Origin of the sequence: Arthrobacter sp. StoSoilA2, from assembly GCF_019977195.1 — a bacterium.
GTDB lineage: Bacteria > Actinomycetota > Actinomycetes > Actinomycetales > Micrococcaceae > Arthrobacter.
Genome location: NZ_AP024643.1, coordinates 4,458,420 through 4,474,507, shown reverse-complemented (window position 1 = coordinate 4,474,507; position 16,088 = coordinate 4,458,420). Strand labels below are relative to the sequence as shown.

At 61.9% G+C, this 16,088-nt stretch carries 14 protein-coding genes and 1 pseudogene; 9 read left to right on the top strand and 6 right to left on the bottom strand.

Annotated features, from left to right (window positions below; genetic code table 11):
* Positions 1-18: 18 nt before the first annotated feature.
* Entirely contained in the window at positions 19-1,170 is a 1,152-nt protein-coding gene (locus LDN82_RS20415; RefSeq protein ID WP_224165631.1) for a VCBS repeat-containing protein, read from the top strand.
* Positions 1,171-1,220: 50 nt separating this feature from the next.
* Here LDN82_RS20415 and LDN82_RS20410 read toward each other — a convergent pair.
* The 6 genes and pseudogenes from LDN82_RS20410 to LDN82_RS20385 form a co-directional block, all read right to left on the bottom strand.
* Positions 1,221-1,355, bottom strand: a pseudogene (locus LDN82_RS20410) (SDR family oxidoreductase); the annotation flags it as partial.
* Positions 1,356-1,926: 571 nt separating this feature from the next.
* A complete protein-coding gene (locus tag LDN82_RS20405; RefSeq protein WP_224165630.1) occupies positions 1,927-2,733 on the bottom strand; it encodes a trypsin-like serine protease in 807 nt (268 codons plus the stop codon).
* Positions 2,734-3,338: 605 nt separating this feature from the next.
* Positions 3,339-4,391, bottom strand: a complete 1,053-nt coding sequence (locus LDN82_RS20400) for a CU044_5270 family protein (RefSeq protein WP_224165629.1) — start codon at positions 4,389-4,391, stop codon at positions 3,339-3,341.
* On the bottom strand, positions 4,357-4,953 hold the full coding sequence (locus LDN82_RS20395) for an RNA polymerase sigma factor (protein ID WP_224093477.1): 597 nt from the start codon (positions 4,951-4,953) through the stop codon (positions 4,357-4,359). The genes LDN82_RS20400 and LDN82_RS20395 overlap by 35 nt, the downstream gene beginning before the upstream one ends.
* A 732-nt stretch (positions 4,954-5,685) precedes the next feature.
* Positions 5,686-6,447, bottom strand: coding sequence for an SDR family oxidoreductase (locus LDN82_RS20390; protein ID WP_224165628.1), 762 nt, complete (start codon positions 6,445-6,447; stop codon positions 5,686-5,688).
* Complete coding sequence (locus LDN82_RS20385) at positions 6,447-7,355, bottom strand: fumarylacetoacetate hydrolase family protein (RefSeq protein WP_224165627.1); 909 nt, start codon at positions 7,353-7,355, stop codon at positions 6,447-6,449. The genes LDN82_RS20390 and LDN82_RS20385 overlap by 1 nt, the downstream gene beginning before the upstream one ends.
* Positions 7,356-7,500: 145 nt before the next feature.
* On the opposite strand from LDN82_RS20385, the gene LDN82_RS20380 reads away from it, so the two are divergent.
* The 8 genes from LDN82_RS20380 (at position 7,501) to LDN82_RS20345 (ending at position 16,063) form a co-directional block, all read left to right on the top strand.
* Positions 7,501-8,799 (top strand): L-fuconate dehydratase, encoded by a 1,299-nt coding sequence (locus LDN82_RS20380; RefSeq protein ID WP_224165626.1) that lies wholly within the window; start codon positions 7,501-7,503, stop codon positions 8,797-8,799.
* 42 nt (positions 8,800-8,841) lie between these two features.
* Positions 8,842-10,374, top strand: coding sequence for a sugar ABC transporter ATP-binding protein (locus tag LDN82_RS20375; RefSeq protein ID WP_224165625.1), 1,533 nt, complete (start codon positions 8,842-8,844; stop codon positions 10,372-10,374).
* On the top strand, positions 10,371-11,408 hold the full coding sequence (locus LDN82_RS20370) for an ABC transporter permease (RefSeq protein WP_224165624.1): 1,038 nt from the start codon (positions 10,371-10,373) through the stop codon (positions 11,406-11,408). The genes LDN82_RS20375 and LDN82_RS20370 overlap by 4 nt, the downstream gene beginning before the upstream one ends.
* 105 nt (positions 11,409-11,513) lie before the next feature.
* Entirely contained in the window at positions 11,514-12,515 is a 1,002-nt protein-coding gene (locus LDN82_RS20365) for an ABC transporter substrate-binding protein (RefSeq protein WP_224165623.1), read from the top strand.
* Positions 12,516-12,609: 94 nt separating this feature from the next.
* Positions 12,610-13,902, top strand: coding sequence for an alpha-L-fucosidase (locus tag LDN82_RS20360; RefSeq protein WP_224165622.1), 1,293 nt, complete (start codon positions 12,610-12,612; stop codon positions 13,900-13,902).
* A complete protein-coding gene (locus LDN82_RS20355; RefSeq protein ID WP_224093482.1) occupies positions 13,895-14,209 on the top strand; it encodes an L-rhamnose mutarotase in 315 nt (104 codons plus the stop codon). Before LDN82_RS20360 ends, LDN82_RS20355 begins: the two co-directional genes overlap by 8 nt.
* Positions 14,206-15,201, top strand: coding sequence for an aldo/keto reductase (locus tag LDN82_RS20350; protein ID WP_224165621.1), 996 nt, complete (start codon positions 14,206-14,208; stop codon positions 15,199-15,201). The genes LDN82_RS20355 and LDN82_RS20350 overlap by 4 nt, the downstream gene beginning before the upstream one ends.
* The gene (locus LDN82_RS20345) at positions 15,194-16,063 is read left to right on the top strand and encodes an amidohydrolase family protein (protein ID WP_224165620.1); all 870 of its coding nucleotides are present in this window, start codon (positions 15,194-15,196) and stop codon (positions 16,061-16,063) included. The genes LDN82_RS20350 and LDN82_RS20345 overlap by 8 nt, the downstream gene beginning before the upstream one ends.
* Positions 16,064-16,088: the final 25 nt, after the last annotated feature.

The following is a 16,088-nucleotide window of genomic DNA, read 5'->3' as shown; positions in this document are numbered from 1 at the left end:
CTGAGGGGGAGGGCGAACATGTCACCAAAGAACTCGATCATCAAAAGCATTGCGGCGCTGTTCTTCGGTCCGGCGCTCGTTGTTTCGGGCTTCGTTTCCCCTGCCCACGCTGCGGATGCGTCTGGCGTGAAGATCTCCGGTGCACCTATTGTCGGCTCGGCGCTGTTCGTTCAGGGTGCCCAGGACTACTTTTCGGGCTGCGGAGGAGACGGGGATCCTGGCTACTCCGTCCAATGGCTCCGGGACGGCCAACCCGTAGACGGGAACCCGCTCTACAACCGGAATCTCTACGTCCTGGAGAAAGACGACATCGGCGGGCGAATCTCGGCAATAGTCAAGGCTTCGCCCGGCAAGTGCCCCGGCCAGGAACTGGTCACGGAAGCAACACCGGCCGTAGCGCAGGGACCGGTGCGCGCGGCTGGCTTCACCGGCCGTGGGGTTTTTGAGCTGCTTGGCCGTACCCATGGCGGCGCACTCATTTTGTACCTCGGTAAGGACAACGTCAAAGGGTGGAAGGAATCCCGCTATGTAGGTCCGGGGTGGGGCTTCTTCACCACGATCATCGCCCCGGGCGACGTGACCCACGACGGCATCGCCGACCTCATGGTCGAGAACACCTCGGGGACGCTCTACCGCTACCCGGGAACGGGCGACGGAGGGTTCCATACGCTGTACCCGCAAGCCACTTGGGAGTGGCAGCCGACGGTTCTTGCGATTGGACCAGGGGACTTCGACGGGGACGGAATGAACGATCTCCTCAGCGCAGAGACGAACGGCGACCTTTACATCTATCCGTCCAAGCCCTTCGGCAGCTGGAATCCTCGCGTGAAAGTCGGCCAAGGCTGGGACGTCATGGACCTGCTCATCGGGCCTGGTGACTGGGATGGAGACGGCAACGTGGACGTCCTGGCGAAAGACAAAGCCGGACGACTGTATCTGTATGGCGGTGACGGCCACGGTGGCTGGACCATGGTGCGCCAGATCGGCCAAGGCTGGAACGTCCTGACCATGGTTGGCAGTGCTGGCGACTTCAACCGGGACGGTTTCAATGATGTCCATGGCGTGAATGCCGCCGGCGATCTGGTGATGTACTACGGCGATGGTCGCGGTGGTTGGAAGGGCATGGAGACTGTCGGTTGGGGCTGGAACATCTTCAACGGGCTTTACTGAAACGCCACGTCAAACCAGCCCCAACCGAGGCAGTCCCAATCACAGCGCCCCTACTGAACCGGCCTTAGCCGCAAACCCTGCATGCCGCCGTCGACGGCCAGGGAGGTTCCCGACGTCGAACCGGACAGCGGGCTTGCGAGGTAGGCGACCGCGCCTGCAACCTCGGCAGGGTCCACCATCCGGCCTGACGTGGCTCATTTGCTCAGTGCGTGAGTTTTGGACTCCGGATGGCATCGAGAATGGCTTGTTGCTCGTTGGCGATGTCGGGTGCGAAGGTCTGCGTGTGCCGTTGATGGTGATGGTCGCTGAGCGCCAGATGCCGTCCGCACCCTCCTGATCAATGCCACACCGTGACACTAGATCAAGTTCCATCAGTGCGTGAAAAACTGTACATCCGCAAACATCACCACAGGTCAGCGGCCTGCCGCTCCGCGAGACCACTGCCCGTGAGCCAACTCAGGCCCGAAGCGATTCCTGGGGTGGAGGCGGCGGCGAGGGAGCACCGGCAGGCCGGGCATCGTCTGGATAAGACCGTTGCGGCTGCGAAAGCGGCAGGCGCTTCCTGGACGGATATTGGCCGGGCAGCTGGCATCAGCCGCCAAGCTGGGCAGGTTGCCGTGACGAATTGACAGCACATTAAATGGATATCCTCCTAGCTGCTGCATTGGTTTTCTGAGCAACCAGGAGGACATCCCATATTTAGTTTGTATTAGCGAGCAAACACGTTTGCCCAGCTACCGCTTCCGGAGACTCCCACTAGTCCAGGATCAGCTGCACACCATCGGCGGCTGTGAGTACGGGCGGGAGCTCGTTGCTCGGGCTTGGAGGCATCAATTCTTCCTCTGAAACTGTCCCACGAGCTGCGTACGCTGGCCAGAAGTTCATGCTCGCTCCCCACTGACTCAAAAGAGTGTCTATGGGGATGTAGCAACCGAGAACGGAACCGTTGTAGTTAAGGGCCCCGACGTGCATGCCAACAGCTCGCAGACCTTGGCTGTCCTGTCGCCAAACGGGACCGCCGGAATCACCTCCGGCTCGGGCATAGTTGGCGCAGTAGACGTAAACTCCGTTCCAATCCAAAAAGCGGTATTGGATCGTTCCTTCAGTCCAGCCTGTTGTATTGCCCATCTTGCCGACCGCAGTGCCGAGAGTCTGATCAGCACTGGGCATCTTTCCCGTTACATGTCCGCTGCCAGGAGCATTCCCTGTCTTCGGATCAACAATGGTCTGGTACACGTCGACGCCGGCGTCGGGTCGAACGAGCCCGGAGTCACCGTCAGTGCCGTTGTTCTTTCGGTACTCCAGCGTGCCGAACTGGGCGCCCGTGCCGGACACCCGTTCGCCCACAGAAAAGCAATGGCCAGCCGTCAGGATAAAAGTCCCGCTCGTGCCGTTAATGACATAACTGCCGGTACACCAAGGCGAAGTGCCTTTGTACATCGGGTGACCAGCCAAATAGTTGTACCACCCTGCGTGAGCCGGCTGCACGCCGATCACAACGACAAAAAGTGCCGCAATCAGGGCCGAGATCCCAGAGATCCCGCCCTTGATTAACTTCCGCATATTGCCCCCATAATTGAGATTTGGTTGTCGACCACGCCGACTGGAGCAGACTCTAACCTGTTCCTCAGACAATCTGGCTTCGCCACGCCTTTTGCGATCTGGAGCCGCCGTCGTAAGGAAAATACAAGGGCGGAAAGCGGGAGTAACGGGCTCGCTGTTTCTGCCGGTGAACTCGCCTAGGACGCCGCAGCAATGGGAAACTGCTCAATACTGCTTCGCGTGGGCGGGAATTGGCTGGCTAAGTGAAGCCGACGATTCTTCCTCTAACGAAATGATGTTCTGCTGAACGTGCCTCGCGACGTTCGGCGTCCTGTTGCTGTCGAATCGCAAAACAAGTTCATAGGGCGTGACAAACGAGAATCACTTTCCGGATACTCTCCAGCACTCCTTCGGTCAAAGATTTCCGAATCTCAAAATCTATGCCAGATTAAAGGGGTTTAGCGTCCCTGGGGTTCATCCCAGCGGTGAGGAGAACCATCATCGCGAGGTAGGCATGCAGGGCCGGTGGACGGACCGTTCGGGCTCAGTCCGTCCACTTGGGGCGGTCATCCCCCAACGGCGACCGCCCCGCCGTGATGTGGGGCAAATCTCTCTGGGGCGACAGCTTAGGGAGCGAAGTCCACCACTGAGGTCCTCAGCGAGGTCCAAGTCGTGACGGTCCCCGCGGGATATCCGGGATAGTCCTTGAGCAACACGGACTGTACCCCGATGACCAGACCCGAGGCAGGATCGATAACGATGTTCGCTCCCGTCACTCCGTCAGATGATGCGATACCGATGGCGATGCCTGTGCGGTCGTCGATCATTGCGTGCCTGTCAGTCACCGTAACGCCGGGAATTAGAGCAGCTGCCTTGTACAGCGCAGCGCGCAGGTCAGCCGGAACGACTCCTGTCCGCAGGCCGTCCGCGATTGCCGTGAAAGCCTCACCGTCGGGAGACTTCCCGGCGCCCTTGATGCGTTCGTAGATCAAATCCAGGAGAGCCCGTGGATCCCTAGGCAGACTCGCGGCCTCCCTTAACGGCGTACCAACGATGACGGTCGGCTCACTCCCATAGAAGACACCTCCCGGGGAACGCAGAATCCCGACGAACTCAGGCTGCCCATCCCACTCGGCTTCCTGAGCCTCACGGACCTCGTCTGGCAGAGCCTTGGCTTCCTCGCTCGGCGAGTCCAAAATCAGGCGAGGTTCCCGGTTCCAGACCCATACATCTGCCCTGTCGGCTGGCACGTACATCTGACTGTTTGTGGTCTCTTCCCATCTCACGTCGCTTACATTGGCAGCCTGCCCCCCCGTTCCAAAGACCGACCTCGTTGCGATCTTCAGATACTGGCCGGGTCCCACCACAGGGTCGGACGTTTGAATGGTTGCAGCAGCGGCGTTGTTCAGCACCTCGGCCGCCTCTGCCGTGGTTCCCGGACCTCCAGGTCTGACGACATCGGCAATGACGATACCGCCGACCAACAGCGCGGCAGCGGCAGAAGCGAAAAGGGCACGTCGCCGGAACCGAATAGGCGAAACGGTGGGTTTCCGCTGAGACGCTGAGCTGACGGACGCTTGCACTTTGGCCATGACTTTTTCCCTGCCCCGGGCCAACGTAGCAGGTGGTGCTGAGCCGACATCGCTACGCATCTCGCGGAGCAGCTGAAGGTCGTCCATGGTGGTTCTCCGTTTCGGTAGGTCTTTCAAGGTTGAGCTGGGCTTGAAGTGTTTGCCGCGCACGGTTCAAGCGGGAGCGAACCGTCCCGACCGGAACGCCCATGGCCTGGGCAATGCCTTCGTAAGTCAGATCAGCCCATGCGTAGAGCAACAACGTTTCCCGGTCGATCGCAGCCATATCCCGGAGGGCTTGAGCAATTCTCCCGGTGGCTACCTTGGCGTCGACCTCAGCAGCGATCCGGTCGGAGTCATCGGCTATGGCCTCACTTGAAGCCGTTTTCGCGGCTGTTCTGAGGACGCTGGCTTCGGCCCGGTGATGCTGTCGAAGCAAGTTGGTAGCGATGCCGAACAACCATGGCCGGGCATCGTCCCGGCTCGTGTCGTATCTTTCCAGATGCTCCCAAGCGACCAGGAAGGTTTCCGAGGTAACGTCGTCCGCGGCGAATTCCCCTGCCCTTCTGGCCGCATACCTGTAAATGGCTGAGGCATGCCGATCGTACAGCTCCCCGAAAACTGCGGGGCTGTCCCGGGACCGCCTGATGATTTCGCTGTCTGTGCTCACACTATGTATTGACCGCTGGCCACAAAAGAGTTCACGCAGCGGCCCTTCTTCCTCCCTTGGACCTCGACCACAGACTATCCGTGCCTCGTCATCTCATCTGGGACGCGGCCTTACTCAAGCACTTTGACAAGGTGCAGTGAAGAACCGTCCCACTTGGGTTCTTAGTGGGAACCGCGTGGGAGCGCAGGCGGACCGGGGAGGGTTTGGACGAGTTTCGCAAGGGCAACGGAACTGGTGGTTGCAGTGCAGTGGGATGGAATCGGCCGCAGACCCTTCGGTCGCTGCCCAGCTGTTCCAGCCCGTCAGTCGCCGGGCATCTGCCAGCAGACCGAGCAGACAGGGCGTCGCTCGCTACGCTCACCCGTGCCTGGCACAAACCGAAATGCCACAACAAGCGACAACCGATGGGTACCCCGTAGGCGACACAGGAAGCCGCGCAAGTGGTAGTAAGCTTTGCTCTCATCGGTACGATAACCAGCGCCCCATTGTCACTCGGCATCCAACGTCAAGTATGGACGAGGGGCACGACAGGATAACCACGCCGGATCGGCTGGACGGCTAGCAGTCGGCACAGCCAGCTTCGAGGCCAGGGGTTCCGGCGCCTGCCTCGGAAGGTTCGAAGTCCCACTGTCCATCTCTCTTTTGACACAACACCGCAGCTCAGCGGCCTGCCGGTCCGCGAGACCTGAGCCCGTGAGCCAACTCAGGAGCCATCCCCAACCAACGCACCCCCTACTGAACCGGCCTTAGCCGCAAACCCTGCATGCCGCCGTCGACGGCCAGGGAGGTTCCCGACGTCGAACCGGACAGCGGGCTCGCGAGGTAGGCGACCGCGCCTGCAACCTCGGCAGGGTCCACCATCCGGCCATGAGGTTGACGGGCATTGAGCGCGGCGCGCTCAGCTGCAGGGTCAGCGGCGGAATCCAGGAGGCGGCCCACCCAAGGAGTGTCCACGGTGCCTGGGTTGACGCAGTTCACGCGGATGCCCTCGCGGACGTGGTCGGCAGCCATGGCCAGCGTCAAGGACAGCACCGCACCCTTCGACGCCGAGTACAGCGCCCGCTGGGGCAGCCCGGCGGTCGCGGCAATCGAGCACGTGTTCACGATGGCCGCGGACGGCGACTCACGCAGGTAGGGCAGCGCCGCTCTGCTGACGCGCGCAATTCCCACGACGTTGATGTTCAGGACCCGGAGCCACTCGTCGTCGTCGTTTGCGGCGATGTCACCTTGGGCGCCTATACCGGCGTTGTTGACCACGATGTCCAGGCGGCCGAACTGCCTGGCAACGGTCTCGACGGCGGAACGCACCGAGGCGTCATCGGCCACGTTGCATTCCACGCCGAAGTGCGGGCTGGTTTCAGGTGCCAGGTCCAGGACGGCGACCTGCGCGCCACCGGCGGAGAGCCGGTGGGCGATGGCAGCACCAATCCCGGAGGCCCCGCCGGTTACGAGTGCTGCCAGGCCTTCGAATTCCTGGCCCATAGGGGTTGCCATCAGGCGCTGATGTGGGCAGGGACGGCGGAAACGGTGCCGGCCTGCGCGCGGTAGTATTCCTGGCGCTGCCGGCCCAAGCCGTCGATCTCCAGTTCCACGACGTCGCCGGGCTGGATGTACGGGAACCTACCGGAGAGGGCCACACCTTCGGGTGTGCCGGTGATGATGACATCACCTGGCTCCAGAACCATGTACTGGCTGAGGTGGTGGACAATCGTGGCGGGATCGAAAATCATGTCCGAGGTGTTCGAGTCCTGGCGGGCTTCGCCGTTGACCAGGGTCCTCAGCCGGAGGTTGTTGGCATCAACGTCAGCGGCGGGTACAAGCCACGGGCCCAAGGGAGTGGAGGCGGGGAGTGACTTGCCCTTGGTCCATTGTCCGGCGGCTCCGGGAATCTGGTAGTCGCGCTCGGACAGGTCGTTGGCCACTGCGTAGCCGACGATGCATGCTTCGGCCTCGTCCAGGGAGGAAAGGTAGGACGCTTCCTTGCCGATCACGATTGCCAATTCCACTTCCCAGTCGTACTTTTCCGACGACGGCGGGATGGGCGCTGCGTCGAAAGGTCCGCTGATGGTGTTGGACGGCTTGAGGAAAACCACTGGTACCTCGGGCGGCGTGGCCCCGGATTCGGCGGCGTGCGCGGTGTAATTCAGGCCGATGGCAATCACCGAGCCGGGCCGGGCAATGGGAGCGCCGATGCGCATGCCCTCGACGGAAATTTCCGCAAGTTCCCCCGATTGGAGGGCTGCGCGGGTCCGGGTGAAACCGTCGGAGGCGAGGAAAACGCCGTCGATGTCGTTGGTCAGCGTCGAGAGATCGAAGTACTTCTCTGTGCCGTCGGCGTCCTGGGCGATGACGGCCGGTTGTTCGTTTCCGGCCGTACCCAGCCTGGCGAATTTCAAGGTCATGGCTTCCTCCGTGCGTTTGGGACTAACATCCGAGCTCTAGTGTGCTGTTTCACTACATAATACGGAAATGTGACCCATTGACAAGGTAGACATCGGATGTTTAGCTCTACCTAGATCAACCGCCAGCTGCCAAGCAAGGAGCGCAATGAGCGTCGTCACCGCAGTGGACACTTTCGATATCCGCTTTCCCACCTCACAGGACCTCGATGGCTCCGATGCCATGAACCCGGACCCCGACTATTCAGCCGCGTACCTGATCATTCGCACTGATGCCGGTGACGGTCATGAAGGCCACGGCTTCGTGTTCACGATCGGGCGCGGAAACGAGGTTGAGACGGCAGCCCTCGACGCCCTCCGGGAGCACATTCTGGGCCGTAACGTGGAGGACCTCCTGGGCGACATGGGTGCCACCTGGAAGCTGATGGCCCACGATTCCCAGCTCCGCTGGCTTGGACCGGAGAAGGGCGTCATACATATGGCCATAGGTGCGGTGGTCAACGCTCTCTGGGATCTGAAGGCCAAGCGGGCAGGCTTGCCGCTCTGGGAACTGCTGGCAGACATGAGTCCCGAGGAACTCGTGGCATTGGTGGACTTCAGATACCTCTCCGACGCCCTCACGCCGGATGAAGCGCTGGCGATCCTCCGGATGGCGGAGCCGGGAAAGGAGCTACGCAAAGCAGCCCTCCGCGCTGAAGGCTACCCCGCCTACACCACGACGCCGGGTTGGCTGGGTTACAGCGACGAGAAACTTACGCGCCTTGCCAAGGAAGCCGTGGCCGATGGGTTTGCGCAGATCAAGCTCAAGGTGGGTGCCTCCTTGGAGGACGATATCCGGCGCGTCGGGATTGCCCGGGCGGCGGTGGGTCCGGACACCAGGATCGCGGTGGACGCCAACCAGCGCTGGGATGTCCAGGAAGCCATCGATTGGATGGCCCACCTGGCTCCCTATGACATCGCCTGGATCGAGGAACCTACCAGCCCCGATGACGTCCTGGGGCATGCGGCCATTGCCCGCGGGGTTGCCCCCATCCCCGTGGCAACAGGCGAGCACGTCCAGAACCGGGTGGTGTTCAAGCAGATGCTCCAGGCTGGCTCCCTCCAGGTCCTGCAGATAGATGCGGCCCGTGTAGCCGGGGTCAACGAGAACATTGCCATCCTGCTGCTCGCGGCCAAGTTCGGGATCCGGGTGTGTCCGCATGCCGGCGGCGTGGGGCTGTGCGAGGCCGTTCAGCACCTGTCCATGTTCGACTTCGTTGCAGTCTCTGGTACCAAAGAAGGCAGGATGATCGAGTTCGTGGACCATCTGCACCAGCACTTCATCACACCCGTGGACGTCCGAAGCGGCGTCTACTGGCCGCCGTCGGCTCCTGGCGCGGGCAACGAAATGGTGCGTGAAACACTGACGGAATACGCCTTCCCCGACGGCCCCGTCTGGGCCCGATAACGTACCGCGACAGCACGTGCACGCTCACAAGGAAGTGATCGCATGACCCAGCAAGCACCACCGCTGCTCTCCCTTCATGGAGTCAGCAAGAGTTTCCCCGGAGTCCGGGCCCTGAACAACATGGGGCTGGAGCTTCGCCATGGTGAAGTCCTTGCGCTCGTGGGTGAGAACGGCGCCGGAAAGTCCACGCTGATGAAGCTTCTATCCGGCATCTACACACCGGACAGCGGCGCCTTCGAGCTGAACGGAACGGCCTTTGTCCCCAACAGTCCCAAGCACGCGCAGGAACTGGGCATCAGCATCATCCACCAGGAATTCAACCTGATGCCGGACCTCACCGTGGCCCAGAACATCTTCATCGGCCGCGAACCCCGGCGCTTCGGAGTGCTGAACGAACGGGCCCTCAACCATCAGGCCCGGGAACTGCTGGACAGGATCGGGCTGCAGTTGAATCCCCGTCAGAAAGTGGGGCAGCTGACGGTCGCCAAGCAGCAGATGGTGGAGATCGCGAAAGCACTGAGCCACGATTCCAAAGTGATCATCATGGACGAACCAACGGCAGCACTGAATGACGCCGAGGTGGCCGCCCTGCACCAGATCATCCGTGGATTCATCTCTCCCACCACAGGCGTCATCTACATCTCCCACAGGATGGACGAACTCAAGCAGATCTCACAGCGCATCACCGTCATCCGCGATGGCGAGTACGTGGACACCGTCAATACAGCGGAAACCACCATGAAGGAAGTCATCTCCCTGATGGTGGGGCGTCGGATTTCGGGAGAACAGCGCCCGACGGCGGTCCCCGCCGAGGTGCGTAACGACGTCGTGCTTTCGGTTGAGGGGTTATCGACGCGAGCCTTGCTGCGGGATGTCGGATTCGAACTGCGACGCGGCGAAATCCTTGGCTTCGCCGGGCTCATGGGCGCAGGTCGGACGGAGGTGGCACGGGCCCTGGTGGGCGCCGATCGTGCCACGTTCACCCGGCTACAGGTACGCGGTGTTGATGCGGCCATCCCGAACCCTGCCGCTGCCGCGAAGCTGGGCATCGGCTACCTGTCCGAGGACCGAAAGCATCTTGGCCTCATGCTTGAGCGGGACGTGAAGGAAAACATCATGCTCTCCTCACTCGCGGCGAACGCGCCGGGTGGTTTCATCAAGGATTCGGCGTTGCGCAGGACCGCTGAGGAATACAGCAGGAAGCTACGGATCAAAACGCCATCCATCAACCAGCTGGCGCGCAATCTCTCCGGCGGCAACCAGCAAAAGATCGTGATCGCCAAGTGGCTGGTCAAGGACTGCGACATTCTCATTTTTGATGAACCCACGCGTGGAATCGACGTTGGTGCCAAGGAGGAAATTTACAGGCTCCTTAACGAACTGGCCGCCGGTGGGAAATCGATCATCATGATCTCCTCGGAGCTTCCCGAGATCCTGCGCATGTCCCACCGGATCGCCGTTATGGCCGAAGGCCGGATCACAGGCTTCCTCAGCAACGCTGAAGCCACCCAGGAACAAATCATGGAGCTGGCCACCCGCCGCGCCATCGCCACACCAGGAGCAATGACAGCATGAGCCTTGTAGAGACCCCCGCGTCCCGCAACCAGGGTACAAAGCCCGGACCCGCCGAACAGAAGCCCGTACGTGACCTGGCAACCCGGTTCCGTTCATCCCTTCAACAGCTCCTGGCCTTCGGTTCACTCATTGTCCTGGTCATCTTTTTCGGTGCGATGAACTCAAGGTTCCTGGTGCCAAGCAATCTTTCGGACATCCTTCTCTCCACCGTCGTGATCGGGTTGCTGGCCCTGGGCGCGACGTTCGTGATCATTACCGGAGGCATTGATCTCTCCGTAGGTACCGGCATGAGCCTGTGCTCGGTCATGACGGGCGTGGTCCTGACCTATCTCGGGCTGCCGCTGTGGGCCGGCGTCATTGGCGGCATCCTGATGGGTGCTGTGATCGGTGCCGTCAATGGGTTCCTTATTTCGTTCCTGAAGATCCCACCGTTCATTGCCACCTTGGCCACGATGCTCGTAGCACAGGGCATGGCCCTGGTGGTTTCCGGAACCAAGCCCATCTATTTCACCAGCACTGAAGGCTTCGCCAACCTTGCCCTCGGCAAGCCCATCCCGGGCCTGGTAGTTCCCAACGCAGTATTCATCTTCTTCGCGGTGGCCGTACTGGCCGGACTCGTCATGAGCAAGACGCTCTTGGGCCGCTACACCTTTTCCATCGGCTCCAACGAGGAAGCAACAGCACTTTCCGGCATCAATGTGCGGAACTGGAAATTGTGGATCTATACGGCCGCCGGAGCCTTCACAGGCCTGGCCGGCGTCATCATTGCAGCCCGCCTGAACTCCGCCCAGCCGGGGCAGGGCATGGGCTACGAGCTGCAGGCGATTGCCGCCGTCGTGATCGGTGGAACATCCCTGGCCGGAGGCAAAGGCTCCATCGTCGGAACGGTGATCGGCGCCCTCATCATGTCCGTCCTGACCAACGGCCTGCGCATTATCTCCGTGCCGCAGGAGTGGCAGAACGTGGCAATCGGCGTCGTGATCCTCGTGGCGGTCTATCTGGACATGCTGCGCAGGAAGGAGACCACCAAATAGCCGCTGCGTTTCGGCTCCAACCACCCGCTTCCGCTCCACCCAATCGCATCCTCTCCAGAACGCATCTTCTCCAGAACGCATCCTCAGAAAAGGGAGTCTTCAATCGTGAGCAAGTCCATCCACAACCGCCGTTCCTTCCTTACCCTCACCGGCCTCGCCCTAGGTGCCGTTGCCATCGCCGGCTGCGAGGCACCGGCCGGATCCGCCTCCGCCAGCGGAGCAGCAGCCGACGGCGCCAAGCCGTACATCGCCGTCGTGTCCAAAGGTTTCCAGCACCAGTTCTGGCAGGCCGTCAAGCAAGGAGCGGACAAGGCTGCCAAGGAATTCAACGTCGAGATCAGCTTTGAGGGCCCGAACACCGAGAAGGACGTCGACCAGCAGATCCAGATGCTCACCACGGCACTGGGCAAATCGCCTGCAGCCATCGGCTTCGCAGCGCTGGACTCACAGGCCGCCACGCCCCTCCTGGAGCAGGCCAAGAGCAAGAACATCCCGGTCATTGCGTTCGACTCCGGCGTTGACTCCACCATCCCGGCCACCACGGCTTCCACCGACAACAAGGCTGCAGCAGCTGAGGCTGCCAAGCACCTTGCTGAACTGATTGGCGGATCAGGGGAGATCGCCATCATCGGCCACGACCAGACGTCCAAGTCCGGCACGGACCGTCGGGACGGCTTCAAGGAATACATCGAAAAGAACAACCCCGGCGTCAAGATCGTCGCCATCCAGTACGCCGGTGGTGACCAGCTGCTCTCGGCAGACGCTGCCAAGGCGATCATCACCGCCAACCCGAACCTCAAAGGCATGTACGGAACCAACGAAGGTTCGGCAATCGGCGTCGTCAAGGCCGTGGAGGAGCTTGGCCTCAAGGGCAAGCTGACGATCGTCGGATTCGACTCCGGCAAGGCGCAAATCGACGCGATCAAGTCCGGGCTCATGGCAGGCGCCGTCACCCAGAACCCCGTTGGCATCGGCTATGAGACGATCAAGGCCGCCGTTGCCGCGATCAAGGGTGAGAAGTTGCCGGGCAAGATCGATACCGGCTTCTACTGGTACGACGCCAAGAACATCGACTCCGAGACCATTAAGCCCAACCTCTACCAATAGAATCAGCCCGGATTGGGAAGCGCTGAGCGGCTCCCAATCCGGGCCTGACGCTCCAAAAAGCACTGCCAAATCCCGGCACACGGAAGGTATCCCGTTGATCCAGCACGCACCTTGGTTCGAAGAGGCACGCTTTGGCATGTTCGTACACTGGGGCCTGTATGCCCTGCCCGCCCGGCACGAGTGGGTGATGAACCGCGAGGAAACCACTGTGGAGGAGTACTCCAAATACTTCCGGCGCTTTGACCCCGATCTCTACGATCCCCACGAATGGGCACGGGCCGCGCGCAGGGCCGGCATGAAATACGTGGTCCTCACCACCAAGCATCACGATGGCTTCTGCCTATGGGACTCAGCCCTGACGAACTACAAAGCCACCAACACCCCAGCGGGCCGTGACCTGATTGCACCCTACGTGGACGCGCTGCGGGCTGAAGGGCTCAAAGTCGGTTTCTACCACTCGCTGATCGACTGGCACCACCCGGACTTCACCATCGACGGCGTGCACCCCCAACGCAACGCAGCCGACGTCGAAAACCTCAACGCCGGACGCGACATGGCACGCTACCGCGAGTACCTGCACGGACAGGTGCGCGAGCTCCTGGGCAACTACGGCACCATCGACTACCTGTTCTTCGATTTCTCCTACGCAGGAGACGGACACGCAGAGTTCTGGGGCGGCAAGGGTGCCAAGGACTGGGACTCCGAAACCCTGCTCGCCATGGTGCGGGAACTGCAGCCGGGCATAGTGGTCAACGACCGCCTTGGTATCCCCGGCGACTTCGTCACCCCCGAGCAGTACCAGCCGGCCGGACCCATGATGGTCGACGGCGTCCCCGTCACTTGGGAGGCCTGCCAGACCTTGAACGGCAGCTGGGGTTACGACCGCGACAACCTCAACTACAAATCCGTGGACCTGCTCATCCGAATGCTGGTGGATGGCGTCTCCAAAGGCGGCAACCTGCTGCTTAACGTAGGCCCAACAGGCCGGGGCAGCATCGACCCCCGGGCGCTCGCCTCCCTTGAAGGCATCGGCGAGTGGATGGAACTGCATTCCCGCTCGATTTACGGCGCGGGGACTTCACAGTTCACAGCACCTGCGGATGCCCGCTACACCCAGCGCGGGGACCGCCTGTACGTGCATCTCTTCGCCTGGCCCTTTGAATACGTCCATCTCCCGGACCTGGCCGGCAAAGTGGAGTATGCCCAACTCCTCAACGACGCATCCGAGGTCTTCCTCCAACAGGTGGACCCCGCACAGCAGGCCATGAACATGACCCCCGGAGGCCAACCAGCCGGGACCCTGACCATCAAGCTCCCCGTCCAGCGGCCCGACGTCGCTGTGCCCGTGCTTGAACTTTTCCTGAAGCCGGGGAATCTCAATGACTGAAAGCATCGCCCTCCACACCCGGCTCAAACCCGGAACCGAAGAGGCATACGCAGACGCCCACGCGAACATCCCGCCCGAACTCGTTGAAGCCCTCAAAGGAGCCGGCGTACGGAATTGGCGGATCTGGCGCAGCGGGCTGGACCTTTTCCACGTGGTGGACGTCGAGGACTACCAAGCCATGCGCCATGCGCTCGCGGATCATCCGGCGAACGTTCCCTGGCAGGCCCGGATGGCAGAACTTCTTGAGGTTCAGGACGATTACTCCGGAAACGATTCGGGTATCCAGAAAGTATGGGAACTGCCATGAACTCTGAACCACTGACTCTCGGCAGGCTCGGATTCGGTGGGGCCGGCATCGGAAACCTGTACAAAGCCATCCCGGATGGGGAAGCATTGGCCACTGTCCTGGCGGCCTGGGATTCAGGGGTCCGCTATTTCGACACCGCACCCCACTACGGCCTGGGCTTGTCCGAGCAGAGATTGGGCGCCGTCCTCCGGGACAAACCCCGGGAAGAATTCGTCATCTCCACGAAAGTGGGGCGCTTGCTGGAAGCCAACCCCCATGCCGGCTCGGCAACGGACGGCTCGGCAACGGCTGGCCCGGCAGCGGCCGGCTCGGCAAAGGACGACGAGGGCTTCGACGTCCCCGCTACCAGCAGGCGCGTATGGGATTTCACCGAAGCCGGCATCCGGCGCAGCATCGAGGACTCCCTGGAACGCCTGGGCCTGGACCATGTGGATATCGCATACCTCCACGATCCCGATGTCCACGATCTCCAGAAGGGCATCTCCCACGCCCTTCCAGCGCTGGAGAAACTGCGCGCCGAGGGCTTGGTCAAAGCCATCGGCGTCGGCACCAACTCCGCGGAAGCAGCCTTGGAATGTGTCGAGGCCGCGGACCTGGACCTCATCATGCTCGCAGGACGCTACACGTTGCTTGAGCAGCCCAGCGCCCCGCTGCTCGAGCGCTGCGTGGAGCACCGCACCGGCGTCGTGGATGTTGGCGTCTACAACTCCGGGCTGCTGGCCCGTCCAGAAGTCCCCGACGACGCGCATTACAACTACGACCGCGCACCGCGTGCAGTGGTTGAGCGTGCGCGTGCGCTCGCGGCAGTCTGCCGCGACTTCGGGGTGGAACTCCCGACGGCGGCACTCCAGTTCCCCCTGCGGCATCCGGCCGTGGTGAATGTGACAGTCGGGGCCAGCAGACCTGAACAGGTCACTTCGAACGCCAGCCGTATGCAGGAATCGGTGCCCGAAGAATTGTGGGACGCGTTGGAGGCCCTGCGGCGTGATTGACGCGCATCTGCATCTCTGGAATCTCGATACCTTCGTAACGGGAGGTGCCCGGCCCTACTCATGGCTCGGCCCGCAGCACGGTGGGCTGTTCCGCAGCTTCGGCGAGGATGAGGCCGAAGAGGTCCTGGCCGCAGCGGGGGTCAGGGGAGCGGTCCTGGTCCAGGCCGACGACTCAGTTGCTGACACCGAGAGCATGCTGGGGGTGGCGTCGCGCAATCCGTGGGTACTCGGCGTCGTGGGGTGGATCCAACTGGACTCTCCCGCGGAAGCCGCGTCCCAACTGGACCGCTTCGCCACTCATTCCGTCTTCAGGGGCGTGCGGCATTTGGTGCACGATGATCCCCGGGATGACTTCCTTGACCTGCCCCCGGTACGCGAATCCCTGGCTTTGCTTGCCGCACGCGGCCTGGCCTTCGACGTCCCCGATGCCTTCCCACGCCACCTGGGAGGCACTGTACGGCTTGCCCGCGAACTTCCTGAGCTGACCGTGGTCCTGGATCATCTCGGCAAGCCACCCCTTGCGGACGCAACTGCGATGGACCTTTGGCGCGCTGATTTTCGAGAACTAGGGCGTCTGCCCAACACCGTGGCCAAGTTGTCCGGCTTGCACTTGCCCGGCGTGGAGTATTCCGCAGATTCGTTGCGGCCCTTGTTCGACGAAGCGCTGGAAGCCTTCGGTCCCGATCGCTTGATGATCGGCAGCGACTGGCCGGTCAGCACACTGGGTGCGCCTTACGGCAGGACCTTGGATGTGTTGTTGGAACTCGTCTCTTCACTGAGCGTCCCTGAACAGGATGCCGTGCTCGAGGCGACAGCAATCCGTGCCTACGGGCTGCCGGTCACGCCGCTTCCACAGGACTAACTCTTTCCAGGGATTAGGGCTTCCC